The organism is Pseudomonas fluorescens, assembly GCF_041354075.1.
In the GTDB taxonomy this organism is placed as follows: domain Bacteria; phylum Pseudomonadota; class Gammaproteobacteria; order Pseudomonadales; family Pseudomonadaceae; genus Aquipseudomonas; species Aquipseudomonas fluorescens_CE.
This window is the reverse complement of record NZ_JARZGC010000010.1, coordinates 65,846-85,626: the sequence shown is the minus strand read 5'-3', so window position 1 is coordinate 85,626 and position 19,781 is coordinate 65,846. Positions and strand designations below refer to the sequence as shown.

General features: G+C 63.2%; 16 protein-coding genes. 11 read left to right on the top strand and 5 right to left on the bottom strand.

Features of this window, described 5'->3' with window-relative positions:
* The first annotated feature begins 25 nt into the window (after positions 1 to 25).
* The 4 genes from QIW53_RS15165 (at position 26) to QIW53_RS15150 (ending at position 6,425) form a co-directional block, all read left to right on the top strand.
* A complete protein-coding gene (locus tag QIW53_RS15165) occupies positions 26 to 2,407 on the top strand; it encodes a hybrid sensor histidine kinase/response regulator (RefSeq protein ID WP_371050430.1) in 2,382 nt (793 codons plus the stop codon).
* Positions 2,408 to 2,479: 72 nt separating this feature from the next.
* Positions 2,480 to 4,126, top strand: a complete 1,647-nt coding sequence (locus tag QIW53_RS15160; RefSeq protein ID WP_371050429.1) for an acyl-CoA dehydrogenase family protein — start codon at positions 2,480 to 2,482, stop codon at positions 4,124 to 4,126.
* Between the two features lie 95 nt (positions 4,127 to 4,221).
* A complete protein-coding gene (gene amn, locus QIW53_RS15155) occupies positions 4,222 to 5,721 on the top strand; it encodes an AMP nucleosidase (RefSeq protein WP_371050428.1) in 1,500 nt (499 codons plus the stop codon).
* A 68-nt stretch (positions 5,722 to 5,789) separates the two neighbouring features.
* The gene (locus QIW53_RS15150; RefSeq protein WP_371050427.1) at positions 5,790 to 6,425 is read left to right on the top strand and encodes a pseudouridine synthase; all 636 of its coding nucleotides are present in this window, start codon (positions 5,790 to 5,792) and stop codon (positions 6,423 to 6,425) included.
* Here the strand turns inward: QIW53_RS15150 and QIW53_RS15145 are convergent.
* Both QIW53_RS15145 and QIW53_RS15140 read right to left on the bottom strand, forming a co-directional pair.
* Positions 6,420 to 6,629, bottom strand: a complete 210-nt coding sequence (locus tag QIW53_RS15145; protein ID WP_016773053.1) for a DUF2788 domain-containing protein — start codon at positions 6,627 to 6,629, stop codon at positions 6,420 to 6,422. The genes QIW53_RS15150 and QIW53_RS15145 overlap by 6 nt on opposite strands.
* Before the next feature lie 121 nt (positions 6,630 to 6,750).
* A complete protein-coding gene (locus tag QIW53_RS15140; protein ID WP_007894448.1) occupies positions 6,751 to 7,230 on the bottom strand; it encodes an Lrp/AsnC family transcriptional regulator in 480 nt (159 codons plus the stop codon).
* A gap of 438 nt (positions 7,231 to 7,668) precedes the next feature.
* Here QIW53_RS15140 and QIW53_RS15135 point away from each other — a divergent pair, with 438 nt between their 5' ends.
* Positions 7,669 to 8,709, top strand: coding sequence for a DUF6515 family protein (locus QIW53_RS15135; RefSeq protein ID WP_371050426.1), 1,041 nt, complete (start codon positions 7,669 to 7,671; stop codon positions 8,707 to 8,709).
* Here QIW53_RS15135 and QIW53_RS15130 read toward each other — a convergent pair.
* Positions 8,694 to 9,602: a cation diffusion facilitator family transporter gene (locus QIW53_RS15130; protein WP_371050425.1), complete on the bottom strand. Its 909-nt coding sequence runs from the start codon at positions 9,600 to 9,602 to the stop codon at positions 8,694 to 8,696. The two genes, QIW53_RS15135 and QIW53_RS15130, sit on opposite strands and share 16 nt — an antisense overlap.
* A 29-nt stretch (positions 9,603 to 9,631) precedes the next feature.
* Positions 9,632 to 10,051 carry a polyribonucleotide nucleotidyltransferase gene (locus QIW53_RS15125; protein WP_371050424.1) on the bottom strand — a complete coding sequence of 140 codons (420 nt, stop codon included), beginning with the start codon at positions 10,049 to 10,051 and terminating at the stop codon, positions 9,632 to 9,634.
* A gap of 109 nt (positions 10,052 to 10,160) precedes the next feature.
* Between QIW53_RS15125 and hrpB the strand changes: the two genes are divergently transcribed.
* On the top strand, positions 10,161 to 12,677 hold the full coding sequence (hrpB, locus tag QIW53_RS15120) for an ATP-dependent helicase HrpB (protein ID WP_371050422.1): 2,517 nt from the start codon (positions 10,161 to 10,163) through the stop codon (positions 12,675 to 12,677).
* A gap of 30 nt (positions 12,678 to 12,707) precedes the next feature.
* Here the strand turns inward: hrpB and QIW53_RS15115 are convergent, their stop codons facing one another.
* Entirely contained in the window at positions 12,708 to 13,622 is a 915-nt protein-coding gene (locus QIW53_RS15115; RefSeq protein ID WP_371050421.1) for a LysR substrate-binding domain-containing protein, read from the bottom strand.
* Between the two features lie 224 nt (positions 13,623 to 13,846).
* Here QIW53_RS15115 and QIW53_RS15110 point away from each other — a divergent pair, with 224 nt between their 5' ends.
* From QIW53_RS15110 to QIW53_RS15090, 5 genes are all read left to right on the top strand, one after another.
* On the top strand, positions 13,847 to 15,337 hold the full coding sequence (locus QIW53_RS15110) for an aldehyde dehydrogenase (protein ID WP_371050420.1): 1,491 nt from the start codon (positions 13,847 to 13,849) through the stop codon (positions 15,335 to 15,337).
* 19 nt (positions 15,338 to 15,356) lie between these two features.
* The gene (locus QIW53_RS15105) at positions 15,357 to 16,727 is read left to right on the top strand and encodes an aspartate aminotransferase family protein (RefSeq protein WP_371050419.1); all 1,371 of its coding nucleotides are present in this window, start codon (positions 15,357 to 15,359) and stop codon (positions 16,725 to 16,727) included.
* Between the two features lie 397 nt (positions 16,728 to 17,124).
* Positions 17,125 to 18,111: an ABC transporter substrate-binding protein gene (locus QIW53_RS15100; protein ID WP_371050418.1), complete on the top strand. Its 987-nt coding sequence runs from the start codon at positions 17,125 to 17,127 to the stop codon at positions 18,109 to 18,111.
* A 9-nt stretch (positions 18,112 to 18,120) separates the two neighbouring features.
* The gene (locus tag QIW53_RS15095) at positions 18,121 to 18,924 is read left to right on the top strand and encodes an ABC transporter permease (RefSeq protein ID WP_371050417.1); all 804 of its coding nucleotides are present in this window, start codon (positions 18,121 to 18,123) and stop codon (positions 18,922 to 18,924) included.
* On the top strand, positions 18,912 to 19,748 hold the full coding sequence (locus tag QIW53_RS15090) for an ABC transporter ATP-binding protein (RefSeq protein WP_201194972.1): 837 nt from the start codon (positions 18,912 to 18,914) through the stop codon (positions 19,746 to 19,748). The genes QIW53_RS15095 and QIW53_RS15090 overlap by 13 nt, the downstream gene beginning before the upstream one ends.
* Positions 19,749 to 19,781: the final 33 nt, after the last annotated feature.

The window sequence follows — 19,781 nt, the reverse complement described above, 5'->3', positions numbered from 1 at the left end:
CCGGACAGGCCACGCTGGGGCTTCAATGCGCTATTTGCTGATGTTGCTGTTTTGCTTGCCCCTTATGGCCAGCGCCGTCGAATTCGATGAGTTCACTCAAAGCCTGCCCCTGGGTCGAACCCTGCAAGTGTTCGAAGACGCCAATGGCGAGGCAACCATCGACGAGGTACTCGCGCAGGCCGCGAGCGGCCACTTCAAGCCTCACGACAAGGCCACCCTCAACGCCGGTTATTCGCGCTCGGCGTTCTGGCTGAAAATTGACCTGCACTATCGCCCGATCAATCCTGCGGCCCAGCGCACCTGGCTGCTGGAACTGGCCTATCCGCCTCTCGACCGGCTGGACCTCTATATGCCTGATGCGGCGGGTAATTTTCACCTGATCCGTCAGACCGGCGATGCCTTGCCGTTCGACAGTCGCGAAATCCGTCAGAACAACTACCTGTTCGACCTGAGCTTCACCCCGGGGCAGGCGCAAACCGTTTACCTGCGTTTGCAGAGCGAAGGCTCTATCCAGGCACCGGTCACGTTGTGGTCGAGCACGGCATTTCTGGAAGAGCAGCCGGTCCGGCTCTACGTGCTGGGCCTGATTTACGGTGTGTTGCTGGGGATGCTGGTCTACAACCTGTTCATCTATCTGAGCGTGCGCGACACCAGCTACCTCTATTACATCTTCTATATCGCCTCGTTCGGCCTGTACCAGCTGTCGGTGAACGGCGCGGCGGTCCAGTATTTCTGGCCGAACAACCCTTGGTGGGCCAACGCCGCCACACCGTTCTTCATCGGCTGCGCCGGGTTGTTCGGCAGTCAGTTCGCCCGCAGCTTCCTGCAAACGGCCACCCTCAGTCGCGGGCTCGATCGCCTGTTGCTGGCGCTGATCGCGTTCGGCGCGCTGGTGGTCGGGTTGTCCTTGATGACCAGTTACGCCCTGGCCCTGCGCCTGGCGACCGCGCTGGCGCTGACGTTCACCGTGGTGATCTTCGCCGCCGGGCTGTTTTCCTGGTGGCGCGGCCTGCGCGTGGCGCGCTACTTCATCATTGCCTGGTCGGCGTTTCTGCTCGGCGGCATCGTCAACACGCTGATGGTGCTGGGTTACCTGCCGAACGTGTTCCTGACCATGTATTCCAGCCAGATCGGCTCGGCCATCGAGGTGGCGCTGTTGTCACTGGCGCTGGCCGACCGCATCAACGCCATGCGCGAACAACAGGCGCAGACCCTGCTCGATGCCGGGCAAAAGCTCGAAGTGCTCAACCGGCAGCTGGAGCAGGGCAACAAGCTCAAGGACGAATTCCTCGCCACGCTGACCCACGAATTGCGTACGCCCATGAACGGCGTCATCGGTTCGCTGGAGTTGATGCAAACCGTGGAAATGGGCCCCGAACTCGAGCAGTACCAGCAAACCGCCGCCGGTTCCGCGCGGGACATGATGCGCATGGTCAACGGTATCCTGACCCTCACCGAGTTGCAGGCCGGCAAGCTCACGGCCACTGCGTCGACCTTCAGCCTGCGCAGCGTGATCGATGCCCTGCGCATGCAGTTCGAAGGCAACGCCTTGGGCAAGTCTCTGGACTTCAAGGTCGATGTCGCACCGGGATTGCCGGACCGGGTGCTCGGCGACAGCAGCAAGTTGGTGCAATGCCTGGAATGCCTTCTGGACAACGCGATCAAGTTCACCCGGGTCGGCGGCGTGGCGCTGAGGGTTACGGGCAAACCCGTGGCACCGGGGCGGCTGGCGTTGTCCTTCGCGGTCATCGATACCGGCATCGGCTTCACCGACCTGGGCGAGGCGACGCTGTACCAGCGCTTCTTCCAGATCGACGGCTCGATGACCCGTGAGCACGGGGGGCTGGGCGTTGGGCTGGCGATCTGCCGGCAGTTGGTGGACTTGCTCGGCGGGCAACTGACCCACCGCTCAGAACCCGGGCGCGGCAGCCGCTTCCAGTTGGATGTGGAATTCCAATTACCGCTGGGCGAGCCTGTCGCAGCGCCGATGAGTCGCGACCTGCCACATCTGCGCCTGCCTCAGGAATGCACCGTGCTGCTGGTGGATAACAACGACATCCATCAGTTGCTGATGCGCGGGATGTTGCTCAAGCTCGGTTTTCGCGTGCGCACGGCCGACGACGGCCATGCAGCGCTGGATTTCCTGCGCCGGGAAACATTTGACGCAGTCTTGCTCGATAGCGAGCTGCCGCAGATGAATGGTGTATCGCTGTGCTGCCAGATCCGCGCCTTGCCGGGCTGTGAGCAGGTGCCGGTGTTCATGATTGCGCTGACCGTCGATCGGGAGCGCTGCGTGACGGCAGACCTGATCGACTACCTGAGCAAACCGGTGAAATTCGAAGACTTGCAGGCGGCCATGTATCGGCGGGTGCTCTGTCAGCAACAGGGCGAAAGCGCCGACAGTTAGGCGGATATGCCACTTTGTTCGGCCTCGGGGCAGTGCTTAACTGAACCCCTGGCTGACCCGAGGAGCCCCGTCATGAACCTGCATCAGTTCGCTGAAACCCACGAAGTCACCAACCAGCCACCGTCGCTGGACGGCACCAACCTGTACCGCATCGACCTGCCGTTGCAGCAATGGTCGCGGCGTTTCAGCGCGGGGTGGGCCGAGTCGCGCATCGACGCTTACGGTGCACTGGCCGGCGGGCCGCTGATGGCAGCGGGGTTTTTGGCCAATCAGAACAAGCCGGTTTTTGCCAGCCATGACCGCTACGGTCACCGTATCGACCTGGTGGAATTCCACCCGGCCTACCACGAGCTGATGCGCACGGCGGTCGAGCACGGCCTGACGGCCTTGCCCTGGACGCACCCGCAGTCCGGTGCCCATGTCGCCCGCGCCGCCATGACCTATCTGCACAGTCAGGCCGAAGCCGGCAGCGGCTGTCCGCTGACCATGACCTTCGCCAGCGTGCCGGCGTTGCGCTTGCAGCCGGACCTGGCCGAACAGTGGCTGCCGAAAATCCTCGCCACCGAGTACGATCCGCGCAATGTCGGCATGGCCCACAAGGCGGGTGTCACCATCGGCATGGCCATGACCGAGAAGCAGGGTGGCACCGATGTCCGGGCCAATACCACCAAGGCGTATCCGGTGGGCGCCAGCGGCCCGGGGCAGGCCTACGAACTGGTGGGCCACAAGTGGTTCTGTTCGGCGCCGATGTGCGATGCCTTCCTGACCCTGGCGCAGACCGACAAGGGCCTGACCTGTTTCCTGCTGCCACGTCACCGCCCCGATGACACGCGCAATCAGTTCTACATCCAGCGTTTGAAAAACAAGCTCGGCAATTGCTCCAACGCCTCCAGCGAGGTCGAGTTTCGCGGCGCGCTGGCGTGGATGGTCGGTGAAGAGGGGCGGGGCGTGCCGACCATCATCGAAATGGTCGCCATGACCCGTTTCGATTGCATGGTCGGGTCCAGCGCGCTGATGCGCCAGGCGTTGACCCAGGCCAGCCATCACTGCGCCCATCGCCGTGTCGGCGGCAAGCCCCTGAGCGAGCAGCCCCTGATGCAGAACGTGCTCGCCGATCTGGCGCTGGAAAGCGAAGCGGCCCTGGCGTTGAGCCTGCGCATGGGCAAGGCGCTGGATCATCTGAACGACTCCCATGAAGCGAAATTCGCCCGCCTCGTGACGGCGGTGGGCAAGTACTGGATCTGCAAGCGCGCGCCCGCCATGATCAATGAAGCCGCCGAATGCATGGGCGGCGCCGGCTATGTCGAAGACAGCATCCTGCCGCGCCTCTACCGCGAGGCACCGGTCAATTCGACATGGGAAGGCTCAGGCAACGTGCAATGCCTGGATGTGCTGCGGGCGCTGTCGAAGGAGCCTGGCGTGCTCGACGTGCTGTTCAGCGAGTTGGGTGACGGGCATGGCGATCATCGCCTGGCGGCGCACATCCGCCAGCTGCACAGCGCATTCAGCGACACCAGCGACATTCAATACCGGGCACGGCAGTTGACCGAAGACATTGCCCTGGGGTTGCAGGCCAAGCTGCTGCTGGAGGCGGGGAATTCGGCGGTCAGCGATGCGTTCATTGCCAGTCGCCTGGGGGCGACCGGCCGGGTGTATGGCGCACTGCCGCGGGGTCTGGAAGTCGAAGCCCTCGTCGCCCGTTCGACCCCGTTTCTCTAACACCACAGGCCCGCTCCCACAATGGACAGTGTTGACCTATATCTTGGTGTGCATCCGACACACCACTGTTCCCGTCGGCCCACGATGCAGGCAAGATGAAAGCCTGCAAGTCAGAACACAGGATGCTGATCGTGACCGAAGCTTTTGTTGTCGTCCAAACCGCCGAGCAAGCCGTGGATCGGCTTGCGTACTTGCACAATCGTGCAACCACCGCGCTGAACCAGGCGCTCATGCGTTACCTCAAGGACCGTATTGAGCCGGACGCCGAACAGCGTGCGATGTTTCGTTATCCTGAGCTGCGTCTGACCTACCACTGTCAGGGCGAAGTCCCGCAAACCACGCGAGCCTATGCCAAGGTTCAGTTGCCGGGCACCTACAGCGTCACCGTCACCCATCCGGCCGCTTTCCGCAAATACCTGCTGGAGCAACTGGTGCCGTTGATGCATGACTTCACCGTGACCGTGGAGGTCGGCATCAGCCAGCAGAACATTCCTTATCCGTACGTGGTCGAGCAGGGCGATGAGCTGGCCGGCTCCGGCGTGACCGCCGCCGTGCTGGCCCGGGTTTTCCCCAGCACCGACCTGTCCGCCGCCACCGACGGCATTGCCGACGGCCTGTACGATTGGGAAAACACCGATCCGCTGCCGCTGGCGCTGTTCGATGCCGCGCGGGTTGATTTCTCCCTGCGCCGTCTGGTGCACTACACCGGCAGCGACTGGCGCCATGTGCAGCCGTGGATTCTGCTGACCAACTACCACCGTTACGTCGACCAGTTCATCGTGCATGGCCTGGAGCAGTTGCGCAGCGACCCGCGTTTCGTGCGAATGGTGCTGCCGGGCAATGTGATCATCGAAAAGAGCATGGACCACGGCGAAGCCTCGGCGATTGCCGCGGGTGTGGTCTGGCACCGTTATCAGATGCCGGCCTATCACCTGATTGCTGAAGACGGCCATGGCGTGACCCTCGTCAATATCGGTGTCGGCCCCTCCAACGCCAAGAACATCACTGACCACCTTGCGGTGCTGCGCCCGCATTGCTGGCTGATGATCGGGCACTGCGGTGGCCTGCGTCAGTCGCAGACCATTGGCGACTATGTGTTGGCCCACGCCTACATGCGCCGCGACGGGATTCTTGACCGGGTGGTGCCGCCGAACATTCCGATCCCGGCGCTGGCCGAAGTGCAGATGGCCCTGCAGCAGGCGGCCGCCAACGTCACCGGCGAGAAGGGCGACGAGCTGAAAAAGCGCCTGCGCACGGGTACCGTGCTGACTTACGACGATCGTAACTGGGAATTGCGTTGGGCTCAGGAACGGCCGTTGATCAACCTGTCCCGCGCCGTGGCGGTGGACATGGAAAGCGGCACCATCGCCGCCCAGGGCTATCGCCTCCGGGTGCCATACGGCACCTTGCTGTGTGTCTCGGACAAACCGCTGCACAGCGAAATCAAGCTGCCGGGCTCGGCCAACGCGTTCTATCAGCGCGCGGTCAGCCAGCACTTGCAGATCGGTATCGAGGCGGTGGACCTGCTGCGCACCGAGCTCAATTCGCTGCACTCGCGCAAATTGCGCAGTTTCGACGAGCCGCCGTTCCGCTGACGGCCATGGCCATTTGTCGGTCGGGGCACTAGCATGGGCAGCCCTGACCGTCAGATGTCCTTGTGCTTATGTCCCGTCCACAACGCCCTGTGTCCCGCCGTCCTGGCGCAAACACCCCTTCGTCCGCCCCGCGTCGGGTCGCCAAGGCACCCCCGGCCGAGCCGACGCTGATCCTGTTCAACAAACCCTTCGATGTGCTGACGCAATTCAGTGACGGAGAAGGACGGGCGACGCTCAAGGATTTCATCGCGATCCCCGGGATCTATCCGGCAGGGCGGCTGGACCGCGACAGCGAGGGGTTGCTGCTGTTGACCAACGATGGCCAGTTGCAGGCGCGGATTGCCGACCCGAAACACAAACTGGCCAAGACGTACTGGGTGCAGGTGGAAGGCGAGCCGAGCGCCGAGCAGTTGCAGCGGTTGCGTGAGGGTGTCGAGTTGAACGACGGCATGACCTTGCCCGCACAAGCGCGGCAGCTGGAGGAACCGCAATTGTGGCCGCGCAACCCGCCGGTGCGCTTTCGCAAAAGTGTGCCGACCAGCTGGCTGGAGCTGGTGATCCGCGAGGGACGTAACCGCCAGGTGCGACGCATGACGGCGGCGGTGGGCTTGCCCACGCTGCGGCTGGTGCGGGTCAGAATCGGTGACTGGACGATCGAAGGGCTCGATCAGGGCCAGTGGAAGGAAGTGCCGGCGCGCTTATAAGGCGCCGGATTCGATCAGGCCGATCACCACGCTCTTGATGATGAACGCGGCCACGCCCAGGCCCAGCACGAAGAACAGGATGAACGAACCAAAGCGCCCGGCCTTGGATTTTTTTGCCAGATCCCAGACGATGAAACCCATGAAAATGATCAGGATGCTGACCAGTCCGGTCATCATCCACTCTTCAAACAGTGCAGGATCCATCAGGTATCTCCAGCGCGGGTGGGGCTAAAAAGGCGGGGCGAGTATACGCCTGCTGGATTGGCGCAGCATTGACCTGCGTCGGTGTGTCGCAGCTGTCCGTCGCCTGCTCGCGATGGTGTTATCAGCTACGCAGATGAGTCAACGGCAGCTCCGTGCTGTTGAGCACCTGGTTCAACACGAAACTCGAGCGCACGCTCGTCACCCCTTCGATGCGGGTGAGGTGGCCCAGCAGCAGTTTCTGATAGTGGTCCATGTCCGGCACCACCACCTTGAGTTGGTAGTCAGCGTCCATCCCGGTCACCAGGCTGCATTCCAGCACCTGCGGCAAGGTACGGATCGCCGCCTCGAAGTTCTCGAACCGCTCGGGCGTATGCCGGTCCATGCCGATCAGTACATAGGCCGTCAGGCTCAGGCCGAGCATTTTGCGGTCCAGCAGCGCCACCTGACGGGTGATGTAGCCATCGTCCTCCAGTTGCTTGACCCGCCGCGAGCACGGCGACGGTGACAGGCCGATGCGCTCGGCCAGCTCCTGGTTGGAAATACGCGCATCGCGCTGCAATTCCGCCAAAATGCTCAGGTCGTATCGGTCGAGTTTGCTCATCATTCAGGCCTTTGTCGTATCAATTGCGGCAGATTATCTATCCAGGGTTAAAAATTGCGCAAGTCATGTTTATTTGAGCAATCTTCGCAATCCTCTGTCGGCGCCGCAGGCCTATCCTTATCACCAGAATCACTGCTCGGACAAACAGTCCACGGCGACTCGCCCAATCAGGCCAGTCGCGGCCGCCACCCCCACAGGGGATGTGCCCGGCCCCCGAGCTGCACACTGTCCAGAAGACGGCGTGAGGTGAGCCGACGTCAAAAGCGTCGAGCACGGACGAAGTTCTCAAAGGGAGGCCGACGGGTCTCCCTTTTCTTTTGCCCGGGATTTCTTGCCGGCGCCCTCAATAAATATGTTTCGTGACTGATAACCTGTTGCAGAACCGGCCTGTGCTTTCCCAGTCTTACGTACAAGCCCTGAACCGCAGTGAGGATAAGCATGAAGTCGCGCATCTGGCGTTTGGCCGGAGTTGGTTTGCTGATTGTAGGTGCAGGGGGCGGTTTCACTGCGCAAGCGCACGCCGATGAGCCGCAGAACCGTGGTCCGGAAAACGGGCAGCGCGGTGACGGCCGTCAGGGCAATAATCAGGGGCATGTCGGCAATAATCAGCCGCGCCCGCAGAGCAACGAGATCATTCGGGGCGACAACAGTCGCCAGTTCGAACAGAACGGCCAGCCGCGCAACGGCGGTCAGTGGCAAAACAATTCTCCGCGCGACAATCAACCGCGCGACTTCAACAACCCCGTGCGGCCACCGCCACCGCCGCCACAATTGCCCGCCAACGACCTGCCGATCCAGGGGCGACCCGACAGCGTGCGCCAGACCCAGCAGCCGCAGCGGGGCTACTATCAGGATCAGCCTCGGCGCAACGACTACAACCCGTCCTGGCCCAACAACGGCCCACGCCCCAATGACCCGCACTGGGCGGGTCGCCCGAATGGCCACGGCAATGGTTGGGGGCCGGGTCCGCAGTACCGTCCAGGGCACGTGATCGATCGCTTCCCGGACCGCGACTATCGCGTGCCGTATCGTGGCCAGGACTACTTCTTCTCTGGCGGTTACTGGTATCGCCCGCTTGGGCCGCGTTACGTGGTGGTGCAACCGCCGCGCGGGATCCGCATCAGTTATCTGCCTGATTACGCCCGTGAAGTCTGGGTCGGCGGCGCGCTGCTGTTCCTCGCGGCCGGTTCGTACTACGCCTATCAGGAAAACACCCAGGACTACGTGGTGGTCGAGCCCCCGGTGCAGCCACAGCCACAACCGGTCAGCAACGGTTACGACGTGGTGGCCTACCCGGCCAATGGTCAGTCGCCGGAGCAGGTCAATCGGGACGGCTACGAGTGTTATCAGTACGCGGTGCAACAGAGCGGGTTTGATCCCCGTACGGCCACGTACCAGCCGGACCCTTCAGTGGTTCAAGCCTACCGTCAGGCCCAGGGCAACTGCCTGGCCAGTCGCGGTTATCAAGTGAGCTTCTGAGCCATCCTGGCGGCCTTCACCACTTCCTGCGGGTCGGCGTGCACCAGCACTTCGGCTCGCGGGTAGGCAGCGTGAATCGCATCGGCGGCCTGATCGCTGATGCCGTGGGCGACTGACAGGGTCAATTCCCCCGGCAACTCCAGGTGCAATTGCACGAACCACTGATTGCCCGAGACCCGTGTGCGCAGGTCGTGCGCGCCCAACACACCCGGAACGCTGCATGCGAGATCGAGCATGTGCTGGCTGACGTCTGGCGGCAGTTCCTGATCCATCAGCACGGTGAAGCTTTCCCGGGCGATCTGGATTGCACTCCAGAAGATGTAGGCCGCGATCCCCAGGCCAAACCAGGCGTCCACTTGATGCCAGCCGAACCCGGCCAGCACCAGCGCTACCAGAATGCTGCCGTTGAGCAGCATGTCCGAGCGATAGTGCAAGGAGTCGGCGCGCACCGCATTGGAGCCGGTGGCCTTGACCACCCGGTGCTGCAACATCAGCAACGCCAGGGTCAGCACCAGCGAGAACACGATCACCCCAATGCTGATCCACGGCGCGCCCACCGGTTCCGGGTGCTTGAGCCGCTCCAACGCCTGCAAGGCAATCAGCACCGCACTGCCACCGATGAACAACGCTTGCGCCATCCCCGCCAGCGACTCGGCCTTGCCATGGCCGTAGCGGTGATCGTCATCGGCAGGGCGCAACGCATAATGCACGGCCAGCAGGTTAAGCAGCGAGGTGACACCGTCCAGGGCCGAGTCGGTCAGGCCGGCGAGCATGCTCACCGAGCCGCTCATCCACCAGGCAATGGCTTTGGAGACCACCAGGGTGCACGCCACGGCCACCGAGGCGCGGGTGGCCAGCCGCAGCAGACGGGCGTGTTCGGAGCTGGAAACCATAACGACGGCTTATCCTTTCAGACGCGGGGTCACGCGGCAGGTTGCAGGCCGAGCAGGGCCAGTTGCTGAGGGCTGCCCTTGTGCTGGATCAGGCGTGGGTCGTCCAGCGGGAAGCTGCGGCCCAGCTCGGTTTCCAGGATGGTCTGCAGTTTATGGGTATCGACCTTGCCGTCGGCGCCAATGGCTTCGTGGAGTTTTTCGGGGGCCACGTGAGCGGTCTCGCCCGGCGCGTAATAGATCGCCCCGGTGGCGAAATCCACGCCGAACGCGATCAGGCCGGGAATGATGTAGAACAACAGGCCGACGGCGTCGAGCACGGCAATCGCCGGGTCGATCTTGCCATCGATCTGACCACGGCGGTCGGGGTAGAAAATCGAACCGCACGCCGTCACCTGCGTCAGCAGGGTCGCTACCAGCACACCGCCAATCAGGCGAAAGGGAATACGCATAGGAAAACTCCTGTCATCTGGAAATACGAAGCATCGTCGGTATGAGTTAGGACCGCGACGAACACCGGGCAGTTCGCCGTTATACTCGCGACTCTGTTTGGGAGCCAGCATGAATTCGTTGCCGATCGATGAAGTTTTACCCGCCCTGCGTGAAGCCTTGGCGTCACGCCATGAAGCCGTGCTCGAAGCTCCGCCCGGAGCGGGTAAGACCACTCGCGTTCCCCTGGCCTTGCTCGATGAGGCCTGGCTGGCCGGACAGACCATCCTGATGCTCGAACCCAGGCGCCTGGCGGCACGGGCGGCGGCGGAGCGGCTGGCCAGTGAGCTGGGGGAAAAGGTCGGTCAAACCGTCGGTTATCGCATCCGGCTCGACAGCAAGGTCGGCCCCGACACGCGCATCGAAGTGGTCACCGAAGGCATCCTCACCCGGCGCTTGCAGGATGATCCGGCGCTGGAAGGTGTGGGTCTGCTGATTTTCGACGAGTTCCATGAGCGCAGTCTCGACGCTGACCTGGCGCTCGCCCTGAGCCTCAATGGCCGGTCGCTGTTTCGTGATGACCAGCCGCTGAAGATTCTCCTGATGTCCGCCACGCTGGAAGGCGAGCGCCTGGCCGGGTTGCTCGACGACGCACCGATCCTGCGCAGCGAAGGGCGCATGTACCCGGTGGCGATGCGCTGGGGTCGACCCTTCCAGCCCGGTGAATTCATCGAGCCACGTGTGGTGCAGACCATCCTCGATGCCCTCGATGACGAAAGCGGCAGCCTGCTGGTGTTCCTGCCGGGGCAAGCGGAAATCCGCCGCGTGCACCAGCAGTTGGCCGAGGCATTGGGCGCCCATTCACCGGTCTTGCTCTGCCCGTTGCACGGCGAGCTGGATCTGGCCGCGCAACGCGCCGCCATCGATCCGGCCCCCGCCGGTCAGCGCAAAGTGGTGCTGGCCACCAACATTGCCGAGACCAGCCTGACCATCGACGGTGTGCGTGTGGTGATCGACGCCGGGCTGGCGCGGGTGCCGCGATTCGATCCAGGCAGCGGCATGACGCGCCTGGACACCCAACGCATCTCCCGCGCCAGTGCCACACAGCGGGCGGGCCGTGCCGGGCGACTGGAGCCCGGTGTGTGTTATCGCTTGTGGTCCCAGGACCAGCACGAGCAACTGGCGGCCTATGCCAGCGCGGAAATCGTGTCGGCGGACCTTGCCGGCCTTGCGTTGCAGCTCGGTCGCTGGGGCGTCGCACCGGAGCAATTGGTCTGGCTCGACATACCCCCCGCAGCGGCTTATGCACAGGCGCAGGACCTGCTCGAGCGCCTCGGCGCACTGGAGGGTGAGTCGCTGACTCGCCACGGCCAGGCAATGGCCGAACTGCCGGCGCATCCACGCATCGCACATCTGTTGTTGCGCGGGCAGGCACTCGGCCTTGCCGACATGGCCTGCGAAGTCGCGGCATTGCTGGGCGAGCGCGACATCCTGCGCGGGGTTGGCGCCGATCTGCACAGTCGTCTGGCGCTGTTGTCCGGCGAGGAGCGGGCCGCGCGTGGCGCCCAGGGCGGCGTGCAGCGTGCCCGGCAATTGGCGCGGCAATATCGGGGCTATCTGAGGGGTAAGGCAAGCGAGCCGGTAAGCGATCCGGATCACCCGCGCTGGCTCGGCGCCTTGCTGGCGCTGGCCTATCCGGACCGTGTGGCCCAGCAACGTCGCGCAGGGGGCGCGGAGTATCGCCTGGCTAACGGGCGTGCCGCGTTGTTCGCCGAAGCCGACAGCCTGATGAAGCAAACGTGGCTGGTGATCGCCGACCTTGGCAGTCGTCAGGGCCAGCGTGAGGAGCGGATCTACCTGGCGGCGGATTTCGATCCGGCGTTGTTCGATTCGGTCCTCGCCGAGCAGGTGCGGGTGGTCGATCAACTGGACTGGGACGAGCGCGAAGGCGTGTTGCGCGCCGAGCGTCAGCGCAAGGTCGGGGAGCTGATTCTCAGCCGTGAACCCCTGACCGGGCTGGATGAGACCGCGCGCAGCCAGGCGCTGGTCAATCTGGTGCGGCGCAAGGGCCTTGAGCTGTTGCCGTGGACGTCTGAACTGCGTCAGTGGCAGGCGCGGGTGGCCTTGCTGCGCCAGTTGGACCTGGGCGGCAAAGGCGAAACCGAGTGGCCGGACGTCAGCGACACGGCGTTGCTCAAAGGACTCGAGCACTGGTTGCTGCCATACCTGGGCAAGGTTTCGCGCCTCAGCCACTTCGCCAACCTCGACCTGACGAGCATCGTCCACAACCTGCTGCCCTGGCCGTTGCCGCAACGCCTGGATGAATGGGCGCCGCATCACTTGAGCGTGCCGTCGGGGTCGTCCATTCGCCTGGATTACAGCGAGCAGCCGCCAATTCTGGCCGTGCGCCTGCAAGAGCTGTTCGGCCTCGCCGAAACCCCACGCATTGCCGGCGGGCGGCAAGTGGTCAAGTTGCACCTGTTGTCCCCAGCACGGCGGCCGGTGCAGGTGACGCAGGACCTGGCGAATTTCTGGCGCAGCACCTACGCCGAAGTGAAGAAGGATTTGAAGGGGCGCTACCCCAAGCATTACTGGCCGGATGATCCCCTTGTGGCGGAGGCCACGGCACGGATCAAGCCCCGCAAATAGTCCCGTTGCCTGCCCCTGTGTGAGCGAGCCTCAAGGCACATTTTTAGCGGTCAACTGCTCGCGGCAGTAATCGGCAAACAACTGTGCCGGCTTGGTCAATTGCCCGCGTTTTAGCCACGCCGCCACGAGGCCTGAGCCGGTGACGTCTTCGATGATGTCCACGCACACCACTTTCTGCCCGTCGTAGGTGCACTCCGAATGCGGGCGGGTGACCAGGATCGAGAAGCCGAACCCTTGGCCGACCATGCCCCGTACCATCTCGATTGACGGGGAGCTGAAGGCAATCTGCGGCTGCAGGCCCAGTTCTTCGAACAGGCTGACGAAGTAGGTCCGGCTCGGTTGCACGTCCAGCAGGATCATCGGTTCCAGGTACAGGTCGCGCAGCGATACCTGCTTGAGTTGGGCGAAGCGGTGATTGGCCGGCAGCAATGCGTACGGGCGCTGGGCGGGCATCAAGGGCTCGGTTTCGATGGTGGCGTCGAGGTCGTGTTCATACAGGATCGCCAGGTCGAAGCTGCCCGAGGTCAGGCCCTGCACCAGTTCCTGCTGTTCGCCGTCGCGGATGCGGATTTTCACCCCAGGGTAGAGCGCTGAAAAACCGGCGATCAATTGCGGCAGGTACAACGGCGCAACGGTTTCGAAACAGCCGATATCGATTTGCCCGGCCACCACGTCGTTGTCGGCCAGGGCGTTCTGTTCGAATTCCCTGGCCATGCGCAGCAGTTCCTGGGCCTTGCGGTAGAAACGCGCACCGCTGGGGGTCAGGGATACCCCTTGGGCGTGATGACGGATCAGCAACTGCACACCAAAGCTGTCTTCCAGCCCCTTGATCGCCGTGGATATGGCCGGCTGGGCGATGTACAGCTTGCGCGAGGCCTCGGCGACGCTGCCGCATTCGACGGTGGTGATGAAGTACTTCAATTGACGCAGGTTGTAGGCAGCCACGGCGAACCTCGGTTGGATGGACACGACATCCAGGCAATTTTTGCGCCGACTGCGTCCGTTCCGACGACGGGATTGTTGTGCCTGAACAATAACCACATCGCACGTCACCGGGGAGATCGGCTGCCCAGTTTTTTCATGGTCTGCAAAGACATTTTTACTATTTTTGCTGGACTCGGGCCTGAGCGACTATCCACTGCACAAGAAAGCCCTTGGAGCATTTGAACGTGTTCGAGCTTGCATATTGGCAGAAAAAAGCCGCGACGCTGGCGTTACCCGACCAGGCCTTCATCAACGGTAAACAGCGTTCGGCGCAGTCCGGCCAGACCTTCTGCGCAATCAATCCCGCGACCGGCCAGTTGCTGGCCAACGTGGCGGCGTGCGGCGCCGAGGATGTGGATATCGCGGTCAGCAATGCACGGCAGGTGTTCGAGGCCGGCACCTGGGCTGCGCGTTCGCCGGCTGAGCGCAAGCAGGTGTTGCTGCGTCTGGCCGAACTGATCCTGACTCACCGCGAAGAGCTGGCGCTGCTGGATTCGCTGAACATGGGCAAGCCGGTGATGGACGCCTGCAACATCGACGTACCCGGTGCCGCCGGGGTGTTTCGCTGGTACGCCGAAAGCCTCGACAAACTTTACGACCAGGTCGCGCCCAGTGCGCAGAGCGTGCTGGCCACCATCACCCGCGAAGCGCTGGGCGTGGTGGCTGCCGTGGTGCCGTGGAATTTCCCGTTGGACATGGCCGCGTGGAAACTCGCGCCGGCGCTGGCGGCCGGCAACTCGGTGATCCTCAAACCCGCCGAGCAATCGCCGTTCTCCGCGCTGCGCCTGGGCGAACTGGCGCTGGAGGCCGGGTTGCCGGCTGGTGTGTTGAACGTGTTGCCAGGCCTGGGCGAGCAGACGGGCAAAGCCCTGGGTTTGCACCCGGATGTGGATTGCCTGGTGTTCACCGGCTCCACCGAGGTCGGCAAATATTTCATGCAGTATTCCGCGCAATCGAACCTGAAACAGGTGTGGCTGGAATGCGGCGGCAAGAGCGCCAACCTGGTGTTCGCCGATTGCCAGGACCTGGACCTGGCCGCCGAGAAAGCCGCCTTCGGCATCTTCTTCAATCAGGGCGAAGTCTGTTCGGCCAACTCGCGCTTGCTGGTCGAGCGCTCGATTCATGACGCGTTCATTGAACGCCTCAAGGTACAGGCTCAGCGCTGGTTGCCCGGCGATCCGCTGGACCCGGCGAGCCACGCTGGCGCCATCGTCGACAGCCGCCAGACGGCGCGCATCATGGGGTTTATCGAGCAGGCCGAACGCCAGGGTGCGACACGGGTATGCGGTGGTCGGCAGTCGAGGTTCAACGGTTCCGACAATTTCATTCTGCCGACGATCTTCACCGGCGTAACCCCGGACATGCCGTTGTTTCGCGACGAAGTGTTCGGCCCGGTGCTGGCCGTCACCCCGTTCGACGACGAGGCACACGCCTTGCAACTGGCCAACGACAGCGTCTACGGCCTGGCCGCGTCCCTGTGGACCGACGACCTCAATCGTGCGCACCGCGTGGCCCGGCAATTGCGCGCGGGCACGGTGTCGGTCAACAGCGTCGATGCGCTGGACGTAACCGTGCCATTTGGCGGCGGCAAGCAGTCCGGGTTCGGCCGCGACCTGTCGCTGCACTCATTCGATAAATATACCCAGTTGAAGACCACCTGGTTTCAACTTCGCTGACAAAAACGGAGAACTGGCGATGACCACACCACGTGAAACCCGCGATTACCAGGCCGCCGACGCTGCGCACCACATCCACGCCTTCGTCGACCAGAAAGCCCTTAACGATGAAGGGCCGCGCGTCATGGTGCGTGGCGAGCGCCTGCACCTGTGGGACAACGACGGCCGGCGTTACCTCGACGGCATGTCCGGGCTGTGGTGCACCAACCTCGGCTATGGGCGCCAGGACCTGGCGGCTGCGGCGGCGCGACAGCTTGAGCAGTTGCCGTACTACAACATGTTTTTCCACACCACCCACCCGCAGGTCATCGAACTGTCGGAGCTGCTGTTCAGCCTGTTGCCGGGGCATTACAGCCACGCGATCTACACCAACTCCGGCTCCGAAGCCAACGAGGTGTTGATCCGCACCGTGCGCCGTTACTGGCAGGTACTGGGCAAGCCCGAGAAGAAAATCATGATCGGCCGCTGGAACGGTTACCACGGCTCGACCCTGGCGGCGACGGCGCTCGGCGGCATGAAATTCATGCACGAAATGGGTGGCATGCTGCCGGACATCGAGCACATCGACGAACCGTATTTCTTCGCCCACGAAGGCAACCTGACCCCGGCCGAGTTCGGTCTGCGGGCGGCGCAGCAACTGGAAGCGAAAATCCTCGAACTGGGCGCGGACAAGGTTGCAGGCTTTATCGCCGAGCCGTTCCAGGGCGCTGGCGGGATGATCTTCCCGCCGGAAAGCTACTGGCCGGAGATCCAGCGCATTTGCCGCCAGTACGACGTGCTGCTATGTGCCGACGAAGTGATCGGCGGCTTTGGTCGCACCGGCGAATGGTTCGCCCACGAGCACTTCGGTTTCGAACCGGACACCTTGTCCATCGCCAAGGGCCTGACCTCGGGCTACATCCCCATGGGCGGGTTGATCCTGTCGAGAAAAATGGCCGAGGTGCTGGTGGAGCAGGGTGGTGTGTTCGCCCACGGCCTGACCTATTCCGGGCACCCGGTGGCGGCGGCAGTGGCCATCGCCAACCTCAAGGCCTTGCGTGAAGAGGGCGTGGTCGCTCGGGTCAAGGGCGACATCGGGCCTTACCTGCAACAGTGCCTGCGCGAGGTGTTCGGCAATCACCCGCTGGTGGGCGATATCCAGGGCGTGGGCATGGTCGCGGCATTGCAGCTGGCTGAAGACAAGCGCAGCCGCAAGCGCTTCGCCAACGAGAACGACATCGCCTGGCGCTGCCGCACCCTTGGTTTCGAGGAAGGGGTGATCATTCGCTCGACCTTGGGAAGGATGATCATGGCGCCGGCGCTGATTGCCAGCCGCGAGGAGATCGACGAGTTGGTCGGCAAGACGTTGAAAGCGCTGGATCGTACGGCGCAGGAGTATGGCCGGCTTTGATTCTGTAGCGTTCTTTCGGCCCTCATCGCGTGCAAGCCCGCTCCCACACTTGATCTATGTCGTACACAAATTCTGTGACCGACAGGTCAAAGTGTGGGAGCGGGCTTGCCCGCGATGACGGCCGCTCAATCAGCACACCTTTCAGCTTTTGCACCCCCTCCGTGCACCCCCGCCAACCCCGCCCTTTTACCGCGCACGCTACCCAGTTTTTTCATCACTCCCGCCGACATATTTCCTAATTTTCCTGAGCCCGGCCTTGGTCCAACATCGACTTCGCCCGTCAGTTGAATGCCGTGCGCCGCAAAGTCCAGCAGAGACCCCAGGCCATGGCCCACCCCCGACGCTGCCGGTCGTACTGCCCATGACAAAACTAAATCAACAGCTTTGGGAGTGCTTCATGATCAAGTCCTTGCTTACCTGCGTTGCGCATCCGCTGGCGGTCACCGCCATCGCCGCTACCGTCGCCGGCAGCGCCCAGGCCGGAACCCTGTCCATCGGCCACACCACCTGGGTCGGTTACGGCACTCTCTACCTGGCCCGGGACCTGGGCTACTTCAAGGAAAACGGCCTGACCGTCGAACTACCCGTGGTCGAGGAGGCCGCGATGTACATGGCCGCTCAGGCGTCCGGAAAGTTGTCCGGCTCGGCGTCGACCATCGATGAAGTGCTCAAGTATCGCCCGCAATTCTGCTTCAAGGCCGTGGCCGCGCTGGACGACAGCCATGGCGGCGACGGCGTGCTGGTGGGCAAGGACGTCAAGAGCCTGCAAGAGCTCAAGGGCAAGGCCGTAGCGGTGAATGAAGGGTCGACCTCGCAGTTCTGGCTGTCGTACCTGCTGAAGAAGCACGGCATGAGCATGAGCGACATCACCGTGCAGAACATGACCGCAGACGATGCCGCAACCGCCTTCATCGCCGGTCGCGTACCGGCCGCCGTGACCTGGGAGCCGCACCTGTCGATGGTGCGCGCCAAGCAGCAGGGCAAGGTGCTGATCGACAGCAGCAGCACGCCCGGGGTCATCGTCGACGTGGTCGCGCTCAACTGCACGGTGATCGAGAAGCAACCGGAAGACGTCAAGGCCCTGGTGGCCGGGCTGTACAAGGCGGTGCAGTACACCAAGGATCATCCGCAGCAAGCCTACAAAATCATGGCCGAGGGTGTCGGCGGTTACCTCGCCGATCCGAAGGAGCTGGAGGCGGCCGCGCAAGGCGTACGTTTCTACGACCAGGCCATGAGCGAGAAACTCCTGGGCTCGCCGGGCAAGCCGGGCGACAGCGCACCCTTGATCAAATTGGCCAATGAAACCGCCAGCGAATTGCAGGGCAAGCCCTACAACGTCAGCAATGACGACCTGGTCGACAACCGTTTCGTCAGCCCGCTGTAGGAGGTTCGCATGTTCAAGCGCAAATCGTGGCTGAGCCGCTGCATCACGCCCAAGACCAGTCTGCCGGTGTCAGTGATCTGGAGCGCGAGCGGACTGGCCTGGGTGTTGTTGGTCGGCCTGTGGGCCGGTTTGTCATACGGTGGTGTGGTGCCGGGCATGTTCCTGCCGACGCCGGGCGCCGTACTCGAGGCCGCCCTGCGTCTGGGCCGCGATGGCACGCTCGGCCAGCATGTGTGGGCGAGCGTCGAAGTGGTGATGGTCGGCTTCATTGTCTCGTCGCTGGTGGCGGTGCCGCTGGGGTTGCTGATGGGCAGCTTCCGCATCGTCCAGGCGTTCCTCGAACCGATGGTGAATTTTATCCGTTACCTGCCGGTGACCTCGTTCGTGCCGCTGTTCATTCTGTGGATCGGTATCGGCCTGGAGCAGCGGGTGTCGGTGATTATCTTCGGCGTGTTTTTCCAGCAACTGGTGATGATCGCGGACGTGTCCAAGGGCATTTCCAAGGATTTGATCAATGCCTCTTACACCCTCGGCTCGAACCGTCGCGACGCGGTGTTGCATGTGATCGCACCGGCGTCGTTGCCTGGCGTGCTCGACACCTTGCGCGTGACCATGGGCTGGGCCTGGACCTACCTGGTGGTCGCCGAGCTGGTCGCTGCGTCCAGCGGCCTGGGTTACCTGAGCCTAAAAGCCATGCGCGGCTTCCAGGTGGATGTGATTTTCCTCGCCATCGCGATCATCGGCCTGTTGGGCCTGATCACCGATCAACTGTTCCGTTTCCTTCGCCTGAGGATTGCCGCATGGGCTCAGTAACCGCCGTCAACCCACGTTTCGTCGCGCCGACGGCCACCCCGATGCACAGCGCGCCGCGCCTGCAGGTGGACAAGGTCAGCCTGCGTTACCCGAAGCCCGGCGGCGGTGTGTTCACCGCGCTGGACCAGGTGTCGTTCGAGGTGCCGGATCAACAGTTCGCCGTGCTGGTCGGGCCGTCGGGCTGTGGCAAATCGAGTTTGTTGTACCTCACCGCCGGCCTGAACGAACCCACGGAAGGCGAGATCCATGTCGGTGGCCAGCAAGTGCAGGGCCCGGGGGCGGATCGCGGCATGGTGTTCCAGAGTTACACGCTGTTCCCGTGGCTGACCGTGCGACAGAACGTCGAGTTCGGCCTCAAGCGTCGCGGCATGGCGGCGGCCCGGCGCAAGGAAATCGTCGATTACTACGTCAATGAGGTGGGCCTCGCCGGCTTCGCCGACAACTACGCCAAGCAGCTGTCCGGCGGGATGATGCAACGCGTGGCGATTGCCCGGGCACTGGCCAACGACCCGCAGATACTGCTGATGGACGAACCGTTCGGCGCGCTCGACAGCCAGACCCGGCTGCAGATGCAGCAGCTGTTGCTACGGGTCTGGGGCAACAGCAAGAAGACCGTGCTGTTCGTGACCCACGACATCGACGAAGCGATTCTGCTGGGTGACCGGGTTTACGTGATGGGCGCACGGCCAGGGAGGATCAAACAGATTCTGGACGTCCCGATCGAACGCCCCCGGACCCTGGACATGGTCATGGAGCGCTCGTTCATCGAGATGAAACGCAACATTTTCGGGTTGCTGCATGATGATCTGGAGGAGGTGCATTGAACCTCTTTGTGGGAGCCGGCTCGCTCCCACAAA